The sequence below is a fragment of the Pseudomonas sp. GW822-FHT02E03 genome, assembly GCF_058802325.1.
This window is the reverse complement of the sequence record NZ_JBXAOA010000025.1, coordinates 1-18,030: the sequence shown is the minus strand read 5'-3', so window position 1 is coordinate 18,030 and position 18,030 is coordinate 1. Positions and strand designations below refer to the sequence as shown.

General features: G+C 60.0%; 13 protein-coding genes. 4 read left to right on the top strand and 9 right to left on the bottom strand.

The window, feature by feature from the left end:
* Positions 1 to 3 precede the first annotated feature (3 nt).
* From AC1RQB_RS18755 to AC1RQB_RS18715, 9 genes are all read right to left on the bottom strand, one after another.
* Positions 4 to 2,019, bottom strand: coding sequence for a ribonucleoside triphosphate reductase (locus AC1RQB_RS18755; RefSeq protein ID WP_063340207.1), 2,016 nt, complete (start codon positions 2,017 to 2,019; stop codon positions 4 to 6).
* A gap of 277 nt (positions 2,020 to 2,296) precedes the next feature.
* Complete coding sequence (gene moaA / locus AC1RQB_RS18750) at positions 2,297 to 3,289, bottom strand: GTP 3',8-cyclase MoaA (protein ID WP_063340208.1); 993 nt, start codon at positions 3,287 to 3,289, stop codon at positions 2,297 to 2,299.
* A gap of 25 nt (positions 3,290 to 3,314) precedes the next feature.
* Complete coding sequence (locus AC1RQB_RS18745; RefSeq protein ID WP_063340209.1) at positions 3,315 to 4,274, bottom strand: peptidylprolyl isomerase; 960 nt, start codon at positions 4,272 to 4,274, stop codon at positions 3,315 to 3,317.
* 10 nt (positions 4,275 to 4,284) lie between these two features.
* Positions 4,285 to 4,965, bottom strand: a complete 681-nt coding sequence (gene narI, locus AC1RQB_RS18740) for a respiratory nitrate reductase subunit gamma (protein WP_063340210.1) — start codon at positions 4,963 to 4,965, stop codon at positions 4,285 to 4,287.
* Complete coding sequence (gene narJ, locus AC1RQB_RS18735; RefSeq protein WP_008067101.1) at positions 4,958 to 5,713, bottom strand: nitrate reductase molybdenum cofactor assembly chaperone; 756 nt, start codon at positions 5,711 to 5,713, stop codon at positions 4,958 to 4,960. The genes narI and narJ overlap by 8 nt, the downstream gene beginning before the upstream one ends.
* A 2-nt stretch (positions 5,714 to 5,715) precedes the next feature.
* A complete protein-coding gene (gene narH / locus AC1RQB_RS18730) occupies positions 5,716 to 7,254 on the bottom strand; it encodes a nitrate reductase subunit beta (protein ID WP_038982852.1) in 1,539 nt (512 codons plus the stop codon).
* Between the two features lies 1 nt (position 7,255).
* Positions 7,256 to 11,029 (bottom strand): nitrate reductase subunit alpha, encoded by a 3,774-nt coding sequence (locus AC1RQB_RS18725; protein ID WP_063340211.1) that lies wholly within the window; start codon positions 11,027 to 11,029, stop codon positions 7,256 to 7,258.
* 68 nt (positions 11,030 to 11,097) lie between these two features.
* On the bottom strand, positions 11,098 to 12,495 hold the full coding sequence (locus tag AC1RQB_RS18720; protein ID WP_063340212.1) for a NarK family nitrate/nitrite MFS transporter: 1,398 nt from the start codon (positions 12,493 to 12,495) through the stop codon (positions 11,098 to 11,100).
* Positions 12,473 to 13,777, bottom strand: a complete 1,305-nt coding sequence (locus AC1RQB_RS18715) for an MFS transporter (RefSeq protein ID WP_008067112.1) — start codon at positions 13,775 to 13,777, stop codon at positions 12,473 to 12,475. Before AC1RQB_RS18715 ends, AC1RQB_RS18720 begins: the two co-directional genes overlap by 23 nt.
* A 303-nt stretch (positions 13,778 to 14,080) precedes the next feature.
* Between AC1RQB_RS18715 and AC1RQB_RS18710 the strand changes: the two genes are divergently transcribed.
* From AC1RQB_RS18710 to AC1RQB_RS18695, 4 genes are all read left to right on the top strand, one after another.
* Complete coding sequence (locus AC1RQB_RS18710) at positions 14,081 to 15,883, top strand: HAMP domain-containing protein (RefSeq protein ID WP_063340213.1); 1,803 nt, start codon at positions 14,081 to 14,083, stop codon at positions 15,881 to 15,883.
* Positions 15,880 to 16,527, top strand: a complete 648-nt coding sequence (gene narL / locus AC1RQB_RS18705; protein WP_008067117.1) for a two-component system response regulator NarL — start codon at positions 15,880 to 15,882, stop codon at positions 16,525 to 16,527. The genes AC1RQB_RS18710 and narL overlap by 4 nt, the downstream gene beginning before the upstream one ends.
* Before the next feature lie 86 nt (positions 16,528 to 16,613).
* Positions 16,614 to 17,288, top strand: coding sequence for a Crp/Fnr family transcriptional regulator (locus AC1RQB_RS18700; RefSeq protein ID WP_063340214.1), 675 nt, complete (start codon positions 16,614 to 16,616; stop codon positions 17,286 to 17,288).
* A 74-nt stretch (positions 17,289 to 17,362) separates the two neighbouring features.
* Positions 17,363 to 17,761: a putative zinc-binding protein gene (locus AC1RQB_RS18695; protein WP_063340215.1), complete on the top strand. Its 399-nt coding sequence runs from the start codon at positions 17,363 to 17,365 to the stop codon at positions 17,759 to 17,761.
* Positions 17,762 to 18,030: the final 269 nt, after the last annotated feature.

The following is an 18,030-nucleotide window of genomic DNA, read 5'->3' as shown; positions in this document are numbered from 1 at the left end:
AAATCAATGAACAGCGCCGGCTTTCTGCTCTTGCAGCAGCAGGACCTCGTCGCATTTGGGGCAGAACTCATGTTCGCCATCGAGGTAGCCATGCACCGGGCAGATCGAGAACGTCGGGGTCACGGTCAGGTACGGCAGGCGGAAGCGGCCAAGGGCTTTTCGCACCAGTTGCTTGCAGGCCTGGGTCGATGAAATCCGCTCTGCCATGTACAGGTGCAGGACCGTGCCGCCGGTGTATTTGCATTGCAGTTCGTCTTGAAGTTCCAGGGCCTCGAAGGGGTCTTCGGTGTAGCCCACGGGCAGTTGCGAGGAGTTGGTGTAATACGGCGCCTGCACACTGCCGGCCTGGAGAATGTCCGGATAGCGCTTGAGGTCTTCCTTGGCGAAGCGGTAAGTGGTGCCTTCTGCCGGTGTCGCTTCCAGGTTGTAGAGATGACCGGTTTCCTCCTGGAAACGCAGCAACGTGGCACGCACATGATCGAGCATCTTCAGGGCAAACTGCCGGCCGTGCTCGGTGTGCATACCCTCCTCGTCGCCGGTGAAATTGCGCAGCATTTCATGCAGGCCGTTGAGGCCGATGGTGGAAAAATGGTTGCGCAAGGTACCCAGGTAACGCTTGGTGTAAGGGTACAAACCGGCGTCCATGTGGTGCTGAATGACTTTGCGCTTGACCTCCAGGCTCTCCATCGCCAGTTCCATCAATGCGTCCAGGCGCTGCAACAAACCACTGGTGTTGCCCTTGAACACATAGCCCAGACGGGCGCAGTTGATGGTGACGACACCCAGCGATCCGGTCTGCTCCGCCGAGCCGAACAGGCCGCCGCCACGCTTGAGCAACTCGCGAACATCCAGCTGCAAACGGCAGCACATCGAACGCACCTGATTGGGCTGCAGATCCGAATTGAGGAAGTTCTGGAAGTACGGCAGGCCATAACGCGCGGTCATCTCGAACAAGCGGTCGGCGTTTTCACTGTCCCACGGGAAATCATGAGTGATGTTGTAGGTCGGGATCGGAAAGGTGAACACTCGCCCTTTCGCATCGCCAGCCTGCATCACCTCGATGTAGGCGCGGTTGAGCAGGTCCATTTCGACCTGCAGGTCGCCATAGGCAAACGGCATTTCCTTCCCGCCGATGACGGGTATCTGCTCGCGTAAATCCTGCGGGCACACCCAGTCAAAAGTCAGGTTGGTGAACGGCGTCTGGGTGCCCCAACGCGACGGCACGTTGAGGTTGTAGATGAACTCCTGGATCGCCTGGCGCACCTCTTGATAACTCAGCTGGTCCTTGCGCACATAAGGCGCCAGGTAGGTGTCGAACGAGCTGAATGCCTGAGCACCGGCCCATTCGTTTTGCAGGGTGCCGAGGAAGTTCACCATCTGCCCCAAAGCGCTGCTCAAGTGCTTCGGCGGACCGGCTTCGACACGCCCTGGCACACCGTTGAGCCCTTCGTGCAACAGGGTGCGCAGCGACCACCCGGCGCAGTAACCGGCGAGCATGTCGAGGTCGTGCACATGCAAGTCCGCCTCGCGGTGGGCCTGGCCGATGGCCTCGCTGTACACCTCGTCCAGCCAGTAGTTGGCAGTGACCTTGCCCGACACGTTCAACACCAGCCCACCCAGGGAATACCCCTGATTGGCGTTGGCCTGAACCCGCCAGTCTTCCCGGTCCAGGTACTCGTTCATCGAGGTCGCCACTTCGACCATGGTCCGGCGGTCACGACGCAAACGCCCGTGTTGTTCGCGGTAGACGATGTAGGCCCGCATGGCGAAGAAAAAACCGGCGTCCATCAATACCCGTTCGACACGATCCTGGATCTGCTCGACATGCAGCCTTGGCAGTCCGTCCAGCCGAGCGAGTACCGCCTGAAGCAAACCTTCAACCTCAACCCCGGTGTACTCCCCCGTTGCCTTGCCGGCGGCGATCAACGCCTGACGGATCTTGTCCGCATCGAAGGCAACCAGACTGCCATCACGCTTGTGCAAGCGGTTACATCCAACTGAGATCAGCGTGCTCTGCATTCGGCCTCCAGACACTACATATAGATGTTTATAGACAAACAAACACAACATGCAGTGAAGAGTACGGACAAAGGGCTGATCTGCAATTGATCGATATCAAGATTTGGCGGTGAATCTGTGACAAGCGCGGGTCCCATGTGGGAGCGGGCTTGCCCGCGATGGCGGTCTATCAGTCAACATTGATGTTGGATGTAATGGCCTCTTCGCGGGCAAGTCGAATCGTCGCACCGCCGCTCCCACATGGATTGGTTGTATTTTTTGAATCGTGCAAGACAGCTCAACCGCCACTCATGTTCATGAACCGCACAATCTGCACCTCCCTTTCAGGACTGAAATCGTGGCGCAACGGCTTACCGCGCAAGGCCTTTTGCACGGCATTGATCACAGGCTGGTCATCCAGCGGATAACGCCGCAGCAATCCTCTTAAATCCAGGGCATCGTCCTGCCCCAGACAAAGCAACAGCTTCCCTTCAACCGTCATCCGCACCCGATTACAGCTGCCACAGAAGTTGTGACTGTTGGGTGAAATGAACCCGATCCGAGTATCGGGATGGCGCTCCAGACGCACATACCGCGCCGGTCCGCCGCTGTTTTCAGTGCTGTCGAGTAACCGATGCTGGTTGGCGATCAGCGCCCGCACTTCGTCGCTGGAACAAAACGATTCGCCCCGGGAACGCCCGACGTCGCCCAAGGGCATTTCTTCGATAAAACTGATATCGATGCGCTGATCGATGGCGTATTGCACCAACGCCGGGACTTCATCGAAGTTGCGCCCTTTCATCACCACGCAGTTGAGTTTGATCCGCTCAAACCCCGCGTCCCGCGCCGATTCGATGCCGTTGAGCACCTGATCGAGATCGCCGATGCGGGTGATCGCACGAAACTTCTGCCCGTCCAGGCTATCGAGGCTGATGTTCATCCGCTTGACCCCCGCCTCCACCAATGGCCGGGCCAGGCGGCTCAGTTGCGAGCCGTTGCTGGTCATTACCAGTTCGCGCAAACCGGGCAGCGCGGCGATGTTGCGGCACAGTTCGACAATGCCCGGACGAATCAGCGGTTCGCCACCGGTCAGGCGGATTTTGCGTACGCCCAACCCGACGAACAGCGTTGCCAGACGTTGCAACTCTTCCAGCGTGAGCACCTGCTGACGCGGCAGGAAGGTCATGTTTTTCGCCATGCAATACACACAGCGAAAATCACACCGGTCCGTCACCGACATCCGCAGATAATCGATCTGCCGTCCAAAGCCATCCTGCATTACAGCGTTCATCACATCTCCCGGTTTGCCACGATGCTCACTGCACCAGCGGTGAGTCGGCGCCCTGCAAGTGGATGCCGCGAATATCCGCCGCACCGATCAGGGTTTGCAGGTACTGCACCAAGGCTTTTTGCCAGACGCCTTGCTGCAACAGCGTGCGGATCGCTGTCGACACCACTTCATAGGGCAACGGCATGCCTTCGATCCGCTGATCGACACTGACCACATGCCAGCCGTAGCGACTTTCCAGCGGTTTGCTGGCCAGGCCCGGCGCCAGAGTAAACAACTGACGTTCCAGTTCAGGCACGGTCTGGCCCTTGCTGATTTGCCCCAGAGAACCGCCCTGAGCCTTCGACGGGCAGGCCGAATACTTCACGGCCAGCTCGGCGAAACTGCCGGGAAAGTCTTCCAGACGTTGCAGCAGAACTTCCGCCTGATCATGCGCAACGGCGCGCGCCTCGACATCATCCGGCGCACACTCGAGCAGGATGTGCCGAACCGCCAGCAACGGTGCGCTGTGAAAGCGCCCGCGATTGTTTTCGTAGTAACGCAGGCTGGTTTCCTCATCGCACTGCGGTACGTGCACCTCGCGTTCGAGCAACAAGCGCGTGGCCGCTTCTTCTTCGTTCTCGCCGGCACCGATCTCCATCGACACGCCGAGTTCGGCAATGCGCTGCTGCAACAACTCGCGAATCACCAACGCCCGGGCGGCCAGGTACACCGCTTCCTCGCGGCTTTCGGCCGGGTGATATTGCAGCTCCTGGGCCATCGCTTCCGGTGTGATCGAGACCTCGTTGACGCTGATGATCGGCCACTCCTGCTCGCTGCTGGCGATCAACTGCGCCGGAGCGTCGTGGGCAGCCGCCGGCTCCACCGGGAGTGCTTCAAACTGCGCCTCTGCGACTGGCGCGATATCGAGAACGTCCTCGGCTTTTTTGGAAGACCCGCAGCCACCGCTGCCGCCGTTACCACCACCACATCCACATCCACCTGACATGATTGTCTCCTCAGTACTTCTGACGAACGATTTGATAACGACGCCCCAGGTACCAGATCGGTGCGCTGATCATGTGTACGAGACGGGTGAAGGGGAACAGCACAAACAGGGTCAAACCGAGAAACACGTGCAGCTTGTAGGTCAGCCCGACCGGCTCAATGGCCGCCGCTGCTTCCATCGGCCGCAACAGCACGGTGTTCTGTGCCCAATCGGCGAGCATCACCATCACCGAGCCGTCCATATGCGCGGTGGACGCGGCAATCGTCAGCAGACCGAGCAGCAACTGCGCCAGCAGCACCAGCAGAATCAGGATGTCCGAAGGACTGGAGGTGGCACGTACCCGAGGATCGGTGAGCCGCCGATTGACCAGCATCAGCAAGCCGATCAGGCACAACAGGCCAAAAAACCCACCGGACACCATGGCCAGCAACTGCTTGTTCTCGGTGCTGATCACGTGGTGATAAACCGACGCTGGCGTCAGCAGGCCGACGAAATGCCCGGCCAGCACGAACAACACACCGACGTGAAAGAGGTTGCTCGCCACGCGCATCCCGCGCTGATTGAGCATCTGGCTCGAGCCTGCCTTCCAGCTGTATTGCGACAGGTCGAAGCGTGCCCAACTGCCGATCAGGCAGATCGCCAAAGCGACGTAGGGATAGATCCCGAACAACAACAGATTCCATTTAGACATTACCGACCTCCTGGGCTGGCGCGGCGGCCAACCCTTCATGCTGAAAATCCACCCAGTGCAACGGCACCGCGCTTTCTTCCCGAGCCTTGCCCGGTGCGCTTGGCAGCCCACTGCAACGGTCCTGCTGTTCGGCCTGGAGAAAGTCCACGGCCTCCTCTTCCCAGATCTTGTCGAGGGCTTCGAGGGAGTCGTCGCGCGGTTCCGCCGCCACCTGCGCTCGCAGGTCGGCGACCGCCTGATGCGGTTCGGCACCGGCGATTTGCAGCAGCGCCCGGAAGCAGCTGGCATAGGCGCTTTCGCGCTCTTCCAGGCGTGCGGCGAGCAAGGCCAGCAAGTGCGAAACATCCGCCAGGCCCTCGCGAGCCTCGATGTCTTCGCGGGTGGAGAGGAACTCCAGGTACAGCGGGATGTAATCGGGCAGCTCTTTGACGCCGATCGCAAAACCGGCTTCTTCGTATTGCGCCATCATGTCGACCATGGCCTGGCCACGGTCGCGGGATTCACCGTGCACGTGCTCAAACAACAGCAACGACAGCGAACGACCCCGGCCGAACAGCGCACCGTAGTGCTCCTGCCCATCCATCAGGTCATTGGCGCAGATCAGCTCGAGCAATTCGAACAACGCACCGCGTTGCTTGGGGCTGATTTCCCGTGACTGGATAATCGCCTGCTCCAGTTCGTCGCGACCGCCAATCAGCGTCTCGGTCGGGTAATCGAGCAGCAGCGAAATCACTTTGAGAATTTGCATGCTCATTCCTCCCACAACTGGACGGTTTTCAGGATGTCGCGGCGGTTGGCTTTCTTCGCACCGAACATGTTGGTGTCAGAGCTACCGCTGCAGCCGCTGCCGAAACTGAAACCGCAACCGGAGCGCTCGGCGAAGGCGTCGCTCATGGCGTCTTCACGGTGCGCGCTCGGTACCACAAAGCGGTCTTCATAGTTGGCGATCGCCAGGTAGCGATACATCTCCTCGACCTGGGCCACGCTCAGGCCGACGTCCTTCAACACTTGCAGGTCCTGAACGCCATCGACTTGCTCGGAACGTTTGTAGGCGCGCATCGCCAGCAAGCGTTTAAGCGCACGCTTGACCGGTTTTTCATCGCCGGCGGTCAGCAGGTTGGCCAAGTACTTGAGTGGAATACGCAGGCTGTCGACGTCAGGGATCACCCCGTTCATACCGACGGTGCCGGCAGTGGCGGCGTTCTGGATCGGTGACAGCGGCGGCACGTACCAAACCATCGGCAAGGTGCGGTATTCCGGGTGCAGCGGCAGTGCGAGTTTCCAGTCCACGGCCATTTTGTAGACCGGCGAACGCTGGGCTGAATCGATCACCGACTGCGGTACGCCATCGGCCAGGGCCTGACGAATCACTGCCGGGTCGTTCGGATCGAGGAAGATTTCCAGCTGTTTCTCGTACAGGTCCTGCTCATTGGCGGTGCTCGCCACTTCGCTGATGCGGTCGGCGTCATACAGCAGCACGCCGAGGTAACGGATGCGCCCGACGCAGGTTTCCGCGCAAACGGTCGGCATCCCGGCTTCGATCCGCGGGTAGCAGAAGATGCATTTCTCGGACTTGCCGCTTTTCCAGTTGAAATAGATCTTCTTGTACGGACAGCCGCTGATGCACATCCGCCAGCCACGGCATTTCTCCTGGTCGATCAGGACGATGCCATCTTCTTCACGCTTGTAGATCGCCCCGCTCGGGCACGACGCCGCGCACGTCGGGTTGAGGCAGTGCTCGCACAGGCGCGGCAAATACATCATGAACGTGTTTTCGTATTCGCCGTAAATGTCCGCCTGGATCTTGTCGAAGTTCTTGTCCTTGCGACGTTTGGCGAATTCGGTACCGAGGATCTCTTCCCAGTTCGGGCCCCACTCGATTTTTTCCATGCGCTTGCCGGAGATCAGCGAGCGCGGGCGCGCAGTGGGCTGATGCTCGCCCAGCGGCGCGGTGTGCAGGTGCTGGTAATCGAAGTCGAACGGTTCGTAGTAATCGTCGAGGCTCGGCAGATCCGGGTTGGCGAAAATGTTCGCCAACACGCGGAACTTACCGCCGATGCGCGGGTTGATCGTGCCGTTGGCGTTGCGGATCCAGCCGCCCTTCCACTTGTCCTGGTTTTCCCATTCTTTCGGGTAGCCGATCCCGGGTTTCGATTCGACGTTGTTGAACCAGGCGTATTCCATGCCTTCGCGGCTGGTCCAGACGTTTTTGCAGGTGATCGAACAGGTGTGGCAACCGATGCACTTGTCCAGGTTCAGAACCATGCCGATTTGTGAGCGAATCTTCATCTCAGTTCTCCTCGATATCGGTCGGCAGCGGACGTGGCAGGTCATCGCCACTTGAACCATCGAGCCAGTCGACTTTGGACATTTTGCGCACCACGACGAATTCGTCGCGGTTGCAACCGACCGTGCCGTAATAGTTGAAACCGTAGGCTTGCTGGGCATAGCCGCCGATCATGTGGGTCGGCTTGAGCACCACCCGGGTGACCGAGTTGTGGTGGCCGCCACGGGTCTTGGTGGTTTCCGAACCTGGCACGTTCACGATCCGTTCCTGTGCGTGATACATCATCACCATGCCGTCCTTGACGCGCTGGCTGACCACCGCTCGGGCGGTCAGTGCGCCGTTGGCGTTGAAGCACTCGATCCAGTCGTTGTCCTCGATGCCAGCGCTTTTCGCGTCGTTCTCCGAGAGCCAGACAATCGGCCCGCCGCGGCTGAGGGTGAGCATCAGCAGGTTGTCGCTGTAGGTGCTGTGAATGCCCCACTTCTGGTGCGGAGTGATCCAGTTCAGGACGATTTCCTTGTGGCCGTTACTGCGCTTGCCTTTAACCCCTTCGATGGTGCGGGTGTTGACGGGCGGGCGATAACTCATCAGTTGCTCGCCGAACGCCTGCATCCACGGGTGATCCTGGTAGAACTGCTGGCGACCGGTGATGGTGCGCCATGGAATCCCTTCGTGAACGTTGGTGTAGCCGGCGTTGTAGCTGACGTGATCGTCTTCGAGCCCCGACCAGGTCGGGCTGGAAATGATCTTGCGCGGCTGTGCCTGAATGTCGCGGAAACGAATCGCCTCGTGTTCCTTGGACAGCGCCAGGTGGCTGTGATCGATGCCGGTAAATTCCGACAGCGCGGCCCAGGCCTTGACGGCGACATGGCCATTGGTTTCCGGCGCCAGGGACAGAATCACTTCAGCAGCATCGATCGCTGAGTCGATTTTCGGCCGACCCTGGCTGATCCCGGCAGCCCCTTCTTTGTGATTGAGCGCACCGAGGAATTTCACTTCGGCGTCGGTGTTCCAGTTGATGCCCTTGCCACCGTTGCCGTGTTTTTCCAGCAATGGCCCAAGCGACGAGAACTGTTTGTAGATGTTCGGGTAGTCACGCTCCACCACGTGCAGATTCGGCGCGTTCTTGCCCGGCTCCGGTGCCACGCCAGCGCTTTTCCAGTCGGTGCCGCCAAACGGTTGGGCCAGTTCGCCGACGCTGTCGTGCATCAGCGGGATGGTCACCAGGTCCTTTTCAACGCCCAGATGCCCTTCGGCCATGCTGGAAAACGCCTTGGCGATACCTTTGTAGATTTCCCAGTCGGAACGCGATTCCCACGCCGGGTCGATGGCGGCCGACAACGGGTGAATGAACGGGTGCATGTCCGAGGTGTTCATGTCGTCTTTTTCGTACCAGGTCGCGGTCGGCAAGACAATGTCGGAATAGACGCAGGTCGAAGACATGCGGAAGTCCAGCGTGGTGACCAGATCGAGCTTGCCGATGGCGCCCTCGTCCACCCATTCGGCCTCTTCGGGTTTGCAATCGCCGACCTGGCCGATGTCTTCGTTCATCACCCCGTTTTTGGTGCCCAGCAGGTACTTGAGCATGTACTCGTGGCCCTTGCCCGAGGAGCCCAGCAAGTTGGAACGCCAGATGAACATGTTGCGCGGGAAGTTGACCGGGCTGTCCGGCTGTTCGCAGGAGAAGCGCAGCGAACCGTCCTGCAGCGACTTGACCACGTAGTCTTTCGGGTCCATGCCGGCAGCAGCGGCGTCGCGGCAAATGTGCAAAGGGTTAGTGTTGAGTTGCGGTGCGCTGGGCAACCAGCCGGCGCGTTCGGCGCGGATGTTGTAGTCCAGGGCATGCTCGGGAAATTGTGATTTATCGGCCAATGGCGAGAGCACGTCGTGCATGCTCATCTTCTCGTGGCGCCATTGCGAACTGTGGGCGTAGAAGAAGCTGGTGCCGTTCATTTGGCGAGGCGGACGGTTCCAGTCCAGGCCGAACGCCAGGGGCAGCCAGCCGCATTGCGGACGGAGTTTTTCCTGGCCGACGTAGTGCGCCCAACCGCCACCGGTCTGGCCAACACACCCGCAGAGCATGAGCATGTTGATCAGCCCGCGGTAGTTCATGTCCATGTGGTACCAGTGGTTCATCGCCGCGCCGACGATGATCATCGAGCGGCCCTTGGTCTTGTCGGCGTTGTCGGCGAACTCACGGGCGATCTGGATGGCTTTCTCGCGGCTGACGCCGGTGATCTGCTCCTGCCAGGCCGGGGTGCCGGGTACCGAGGCGTCGTTGTAATCCTTGGCCACGTTTTCGCCGCCGAGGCCGCGATCGATCGCCAGGTTGGCGGCCGACAGGTCGAACACGGTGGCGACCTTGGCCACGCTGCCGTCCGCCAGCACCACGTTATGCACCGGCACGCGGCGGTATTGCACGGCATCGCCGGCCACATGCTGGAAGTGCTCGTGGGACTCGCCGGCAAAATACGGGAACGCCACTTCGGCCACGTCATCACCGATCAGGCTCAGCTTCAAATCGATCTCACGGCCTTCGCCGCCTTCACGAGGCAGGATGTTCCACTTGCCCTTCTCGCCCCAGCGATAACCGATGGAGCCCTGAGGGGACACCAGTTCGCCGTTGACATCGAGGGCGATGGTTTTCCATTCCGGGTTGTTTTCCTGGCCGAGGTTGTCGGTCAGGTCGCTGGCGCGCAGGAAGCGGTCCGGCTGGTAACCGGCGCCCGGTGCCTTGTCGACCATTTGCTTGAGCAGCACCAGCACCGGCAAATCAGTGAAGCGCTTGGCGTAATCGGTGAAATAGGCGCTCGGTTTGTCCAGGTGGAACTCTTTGAAGATCACATGGTTGAACGCCTGGGCCAGCGCCGCATCGGTGCCCTGTTTAGGGTTCAGCCACAGGTCGGTGAGCTTGGCGACTTCCGAGTAGTCCGGGGTAATCGCGACCGTCTTGGTGCCCTTGTAGCGGACTTCGGTAAAGAAGTGCGCGTCCGGGGTACGGGTCTGCGGAACGTTGGAGCCCCAGGCGATGATGTAGTTGGAGTTGTACCAGTCGGCCGATTCCGGCACGTCGGTCTGCTCGCCCCAGACCATCGGCGAGGCCGGTGGCAAGTCGCAGTACCAGTCGTAGAAACTCAGGCAGGCACCGCCGATCAGCGAGAGGTAACGCGAACCGGCCGCATAGCTGACCATCGACATGGCCGGAATCGGCGAGAAGCCGACGATCCGGTCCGGGCCGTATTGCTTGATGGTATAGACGTTGGCCGCCGCGATGATCTCGTTGACTTCTTCCCAATTGGAACGAATGAAGCCACCCATGCCGCGCTTGCTTTTATAGGAGTCGGCCTTGGCCTTGTCCTCGACAATGCTGGCCCAGGCTTCGACCGGCGCCATGGTCTGCCGCGCATCGCGCCAGAGCTTGAGCAACGGCTTACGGATTTTCGGGTACTTGAGGCGGTTGGCGCTGTAGATGTACCAGCTGTAACTGGCACCACGGGGGCAGCCACGGGGCTCATGGTTCGGCAGGTCGTTGCGGGTACGCGGGTAGTCGGTCTGCTGGGTTTCCCAGGTGATCAGGCCGTTCTTGACGTAGATTTTCCACGAGCAGGAGCCGGTGCAGTTCACCCCGTGGGTGGAACGCACGATTTTGTCGTACTGCCAGCGCGAACGGTAGACGTTCTCCCAGTCGCGAGACTCTTTGCGGGTCTCTCCATGACCGTCGGAAAACTCGTTTTGCTTGCGATTGAAAAACCGCAGTTGATCCAGTAAATGACTCACGGTGTGTCCTCTCAGGCTTGCTGCGGGGTTCTGTGCCCCGCCCACGCAATGATTGAATTCGGGTCGTCTCAGCAGGGTGTCGCGGCGCCTTTGCGCGCGTACCACCACCAGGTCACCACGATGCAGCTCAGGTAAAAGCCGACGAACATGTAGAAGGCCATCTCCGGGCCGCCGGTCAGGGCCATCGAAGAGCCGAAGGATTTGGGAATGAAGAACGCACCGAAGGCGCCCATGGCCGAACTGAAGCCCAGGACCGCAGCCGATTCTTTACCGGCATCCTTGAGCGCTTGTTCGCGCACTGCCGGTGGTTTTCCGGCCGAGGCTTTTTCGTGCTGGGTGCGGAAGATCACCGGGATCATCCGGAAGGTGGAGCCGTTGCCGACGCCAGTGGTGATGAACAGCAGCATGAACAGGCCGAGGAAGCCGTAGAAGTTGCCGCCGGTACCGTTCTGCGGCAGGAAGTGCATGACGCCGAAGACCATCACGATCATCGCCACGAAGTTCCACAAGGTCACTTTCGCGCCACCAAGCTTGTCCGCCAGCCAGCCGCCCAAAGGACGGACCAAAGCGCCAACCAACGGGCCGAGGAAGGCGAATTTCAAAGCGATGACATCAGGGAACGAGGTTTTGATCAGCAGCGGAAACGCGGCGGAGAAACCGATGAATGAACCGAAGGTCGCCAGGTACAACCAGCACATCAGCCAGTTGTGTTTGCGCTTGAAGATCACCGCCTGTTCGCTGAACGAAGCGCGGGCACTGGACAGGTCATTCATGCCGAACCAGGCCAGCACCGTCACCAGGACAATAAAAGGCACCCAGATGAACCCGGCGTTCTGCAGCCACAACTGGCCACCGTCCGGCAGTGCTTGCGGCGAGCCGCCCATGAAGCCGAACACACCGAAGGTAATCACCAGCGGTACACAGAACTGCATCACCGAAACGCCCAGGTTACCCAACCCTGCGTTGAGGCCCAGGGCTGTGCCCTGCTGCGACTTGGGGTAGAAGAAGCTGATGTTGGACATGCTCGAGGCGAAGTTGCCGCCACCGAAACCGCAGAGCAAGGCAATCAACACGAACACGCTGTAGGAGGTGCTCGGGTCCTGCACGGCGAAGCCCATCCAGATCGATGGCAACAACAGCGACGCGGTGCTCAGGGCGGTCCAGCGACGGCCACCGAAGATCGGCACCATAAAGGAATAGAAGACGCGCAAGGTCGCCCCGGATAACCCCGGCAACGCCGCCAGCCAGAACAGCTGGTCAGTGGTGAAGGTGAAGCCGATGGCGTTCAAACGCACGATCACCGTGCTCCAGACCATCCACACCGCGAAGGCCAACAACAGCGCAGGAATGGAAATCCACAAGTTGCGCGTGGCGGTCTGTTTGCCGCTACTTCCCCAGAACGCGGGGTCCTCGGGGCGCCAGTCATGAATGACCGGGCCTTTGTCAGGCTTTTGCAGAACGGACATGTTCTTCTCCTAGGGCAATGCTGGAAATCGGGGACGGGGTCAGCAGCGGCGCTTTACCCAGCACCGGGCTTTTGCGTATTTCGCTGAAGTACATCCAGGTGAGGGAGACCCAGACCACGCCGTACATCAACATGAAGCAGGAAGAGCGCACGCCGGTGAGGTCCACCAGGGCGCCGAACAGGATCGGCAGCACAAAACCACCCAGGCCACCGGCGAGGCCGACGATGCCGGACACCGCGCCCATGTTTTTCGGGTAGTCGTTGGCGATGTATTTGAAAACCGAGGCCTTGCCGAACGCGAAGGCGATGCCCATGACGAACAGCAGCACGGTGAACAACGCCGGGCTCAGGCCGATGTGGAAATCCACCGGGCCGTCGATGGTCTGCACTTGCAGTTGGGTCTGGGGATACGAGAGCAGGAACAGGCAGATCCAGCTGACCCACAACACCCACCAGGTCACGCTTTGCGCCCCCCAGCGATCCGACATCCAGCCGCCGACGGCGCGCAGCACGCCACCGGGCAGGGAAAAACAGGCCGCCAGCAGCGCCGCGCTTTGCAGGCTGAAACCGTATTCCTGCACGTAGTACTTGGTCATCCACAATGCCAGGGCAACGTAGCCACCGAAGACGATCGAGTAGTACTGGCAGTAGCGCCACACCGCAGGGTCTTTCAACGAGCGCAGTTGCTCACGCAAGGTAGCGCCGGATGCACTGCGGTGGTCCTTGTTTTCGGCACTGAGAAACCAGAACAGCAGCGCGGTAATAAAGAGGATCGCGCTGAAGACTTTCGGCACCAGTTGCCAGCTGCCGGCGGCGATCAGTGCCGGGGCGAGAAACTTGGTCACCGCGGCTCCGGCGTTACCGGCACCGAAGATGCCCATGGCGAAGCCTTGATTCTCCTTGTCGAACCATTTGGCGACGTAGGCAATCCCGACCGAGAACGAGCCGCCGGCCAGGCCGACGAACAAGCCCAGCACCAGGAACTGCCAGTAGGCGGTGGCATGACTGATCAAATACAGCGGCGCGACGCAGGCCAGCATCAGCAGGAAGAACACGCTGCGCCCGCCAAAGCGGTCGGTCAGCAGGCCCAGCGGCAAACGCACCAGCGAGCCGGTCAGCACCGGGGTCGCGGCCAGCAGGCCGAACTGGGTTTCGTTGAGCTGGAGAAGGTCCTTGATCGGTACACCGAGCACGGCAAACATCATCCAGACCATGAAGCACACAGTGAAGGCCAGCGTGCTCATGCCCAGCACCAAGCCTTGTCGTACACGCGGTTGGGTCACAATGCTCTCCAGTCAGTTAGCCATGGCGGCAGACTAGAGAGGCCAACCCCGCAAAAACTTGACCCAGGTCAACGATGCCCAAAGGGGCATAGGCCTATGCTTGTGCGGTCTACCTCTAAGGAGGTAGTCCTGAAAAGCCTTAAAACCCTTTATTTATCAGCTTGTTAAGAGTTTTAAGCCACGATTTTGCTGACAAGGACCTGTCGACAACTCTTTAGAGGTAGCGCGTCAGGGAACGGCGGCAAAACCCACTCTGGTGCTGCACATGCTCTGTTTTCCTGATTTCTTCCGGGACCTGCGCCGATGATCCGCTGGTTGCGCAGCTCCCTGCCCGCTCGCGCCGGGTTGGCGGTGATCCTGATCGCCGTGCTGGCGCTCGCCAGTTCGCTGAGCGCCGGGCTGATCGCCTGGTTCAGCCAGGGCGATGCCGCCGCCATCAACACCGCAGGCTCGGTGCGCATGGAGACTTATCACCTGAGCTGGAAACTCGCCGCGGGTGCAACGCCCTCAGAAATCGCCACCATCACCGACAGCCTGCAAACCCGTCTCACCAGCCAGTCACTCAAGGCCGTGCTGGAAGATGGCCCGACCGCCGCCCTGCAAATCAGCTATGGGCAAATCCAGCAACAATGGAACGAGGATTTACTCCCGGCACTGCTGCGCGGCGATGCGGCCTATTTTCAGGTCCAGGCCCTGCCCTTCGTTGAACAACTGAACCAGTTCGTCAACCTGTTGCAGCGTCAAAGCGAACAAAAGCAAGGCTGGCAACAGGTGATCCAGGGCCTGGCCTTGTTCACCACCATGATTGTCCTGCTGATCGGGTTGTACGAGTTACAGTACGGTGTCGTCACGCCCCTCAAGGAGTTGGTGGACGCAACCCAGCGCTTTCGTCGCGGCGACTTCAAGGTGCGGGTCAACCATCAGTCCCAGGACGAACTGGGCCAGTTGGCCACGAGTTTCAACACCATGGCCGAGACGATTGAAGAGTCGCATCGCACCCTGGAAAGTCAGGTCCGGCAAAAAACCCTGAACCTGCAACAAGCCAATGCCGCTCTGGAGCTGCTGTATCAAAGCAGCCGAAGCCTGGCCACACGCCTGGCCAATGCCGAAGGCCTGGATGAGTTGATTCGACGCTTCCAGCAACGCCTGCCCGGCTTGCGCCTGTCGCTGTGCTTGCAAGGCCAACTGCAGGCACCGGCCCAACAGTTACTGGCTCTGCATGGCGCGAACATCCGCGAAGTCTGCGCCAGTAGCGACTGCGCCACTTGCCAGAAGCACCACAAAGCCAATCCGCAAGCCTTCAGCATCAGCAACCAGGGCAGTGAACTGGGTGAACTGAAGGCGCACTTTGTCGACGGGCATCCCATGCAAGCCTGGGAAACCCAACTGATCCAGGCCCTGGCCAACCTGATCGGCACCTCGCTCTCGCTCAAGCGCCAACGGGAACAGGATCATCGCCTGCTACTGCTCGAAGAACGCACGATCATCGCCCGCGAGCTACACGATTCACTGGCCCAGGCCCTGTCCTACATGAAGCTGCAAGTCAGCCGTATGCAGACCCTGATGCGCCGGGGCGAACCGGTCCAGACCCTGGAAACCGTCACCGCCGAATTGCGCGAGGGACTGAACAATGCCTATCGCCAGTTACGCGAGTTGCTGACGACTTTTCGTTTGCAGATTCACGACGCGGGACTGGTGCAGGAACTCAAGGACACCGCCGAGGAATTTTCCCGTCGCGGGGAGTTTCAGGTGCATCTGCACGTCGACACGCTGGCCTTCCAGCTATCGGCCAGCGAACAAATCCATATTCTGCAGATCACCCGCGAGGCGCTTTCCAACTGTCTGCGCCACGCCCATGCACAAAACGCCTGGCTACAACTGCGCCAAGACGGCGAGACGGTCAGGTTGTCGGTCGAAGACGACGGTCGCGGCTTCAGCGGCAACGTCGACCAACGCGAACACCACGGTCTGAACATCATGGATGAGCGGGCTCGCAGCTTGCACGGCCAGCTGCAGATCATCTCCAGGGAACCCCAAGGCACCCGTGTCCAACTGGAATTCCACCCGGAATTTCTCGGGCAGCAAACAGAAGGCAGCACCCTATGACCCCGTCCCCGCAACACAGAATCCTGCTGGTAGACGACCACCCGATGATGCGTCACGGCATTCGCCAGATGCTCGAACTCGAAGATGATTTCCTGATCGTCGGCGAAGCCAGCCAGGGTGAAGAAGCACTCGGTCTGATTGAGCCGCTTCGACCGGATCTGGTCCTGCTCGACAACAACATGCCGCAAATGAATGGCATCGAAACCCTGCGCCGATTACGGGCGATGCACTACACCGGCAAAGTGCTGCTGTTCACCGTGTCGGACGCCGAAGACGATATTCGCGATGCACTGCGCCTGGATGCCGACGGTTATCTGCTCAAGGACATGGAGCCGGAACTGTTGATCCAGTACATCCGCGATGCCTTGAACGGCGCCTTGGTCATCAGCCCGGGGCTGACTCAAGTCATGGCCCAGGCACTGCGCGCTCCTGCACGCCAGGCCGTGGTGGAACTGACCGAGCGTGAGCGTCAGGTGTTGAAAACCATCGCCAGCGGCTTCAGCAACAAGGTCATCGGGCACAAGCTGGGCATCACCGAAGGGACGGTCAAGGTCCACGTGAAAAACCTGCTGCACAAACTCGGCTTGCGCTCGCGGGTGGAGGCGGCAGTGTGGGCCATGGAGCATCTGCGCAGTGCAGGCTGACAGGCATCCCTCCTTGGAGGTAGGCCTGCAGAGGCATAGGTCAATTGGCCTGCGCTCTCTACTATGACGGTCAGCGGAGGTACGCCATGCTGACCCACCCTTCCATCGTTTTAACGTTGCGCCGTCATCATCTGTTCAGCCAACTGCCGGAGAAAGTCTTCGAGGAAGTCTGCAGCCTGGCCATGCTCAAGCGTCTGAGTTGTCACAGCACGCTCATGCATCAAGGGGATCCGGCCAGGCGTTTTTTCCTGCTGGTCAGCGGCCAGGTCAAGTTGTACCGGCTCACCGGCGAAGGCCAGGAAAACCTGGTGGAGATCATCCAGCCCGGCCAGACCTTTGCCGAAGCCTTGCTGTTCAGCCAGGCCCGGCTCTACCCGGTGAGCGCCACCGCGCTGAAGGACAGCGTGCTGGTAAGTATCGAGGGCAACCATTACCGCAATGCCCTGGAGGACCAGCCGAAAGTCTGTCTGGCGATCCTGGCGAGCATGAGTGTTCACCTGCACCTGCGTCTGCGCGACATCGATACCTTGACCATGGCCAGTGCGACTCGTCGGGTGATCAATTTTCTGTTCCAGGAACGCCACCCGGTTACCGGCCAGATTGTCTTGCAAGTGTCCAAACGCCTGGTGGCGTCGAAGCTTGGGATTCAGCCGGAAACCTTCTCGCGGATTTTGCATCGTCTGGTGGAGTGCGGCCTGATCGCCATGGAGCGTCGCCATATCAGCATCCTCGCTGAAGAGGAGCTGGCGGCTTTCCAATAGCCGGAATTGACCGTCATCAAGGCGCAATGCCAGGCACCTTGCACACTGGCAGCGTCCATCCACGGAGAGTGCAAATGCCCCGTTCAACCCTGCCTTTGGTTTACTCCTGCTCAGGTTGCTCCAATGTCGCCCAACTGGCCAATACCCAGGCCGTGCGACTGGACCGCAGTGGCCTGGCTGAAATGTCCTGCATCGTCGGTGTTGGCGGGCATGTGGCGGCGCTGGTCAACAAAGCGCGCTCGGGGCGCCGGATCTTCGCGCTGGATGGCTGTCCGTTGCAATGTGTTGAAAACTGCCTCAAGCAACATGGGCTGCATGCGGATGTGCATCTGATTCTCAGCCATTACGGGCTGCGTAAACGCCATGGTGAGGACTGCACGCAGGCGCAGAGTGATGAGTTGTTTGAAGGGATCAGGCAGTTGATTGCCAGTGATGCTCGCCAGCATGTAAGCCGGCAGGAAACGACGGTCTGAAGGACAACAAAGACCCTGTGGGAGCGGGCTTGCCCGCGATGGCGGACTGACTGCTGACCTATAATTTTGGTCGGGGTACATATCCATTTCTGCGGTAACGACTGCTATTGGTTTCGCTTTTACAGCGAGTCACTTTCGAAAAGCGCGAAAGTAACCAAAGCGCTTTTGCCCCTTTCGTTCGGTGCCTCGCTAAGGCTCGGCATGCCCTCGCTCCGGTCCTGCTCCGTGGGCCCGCCGCGATCGGCCATCCATGGCCGTGCGCGGCTAAC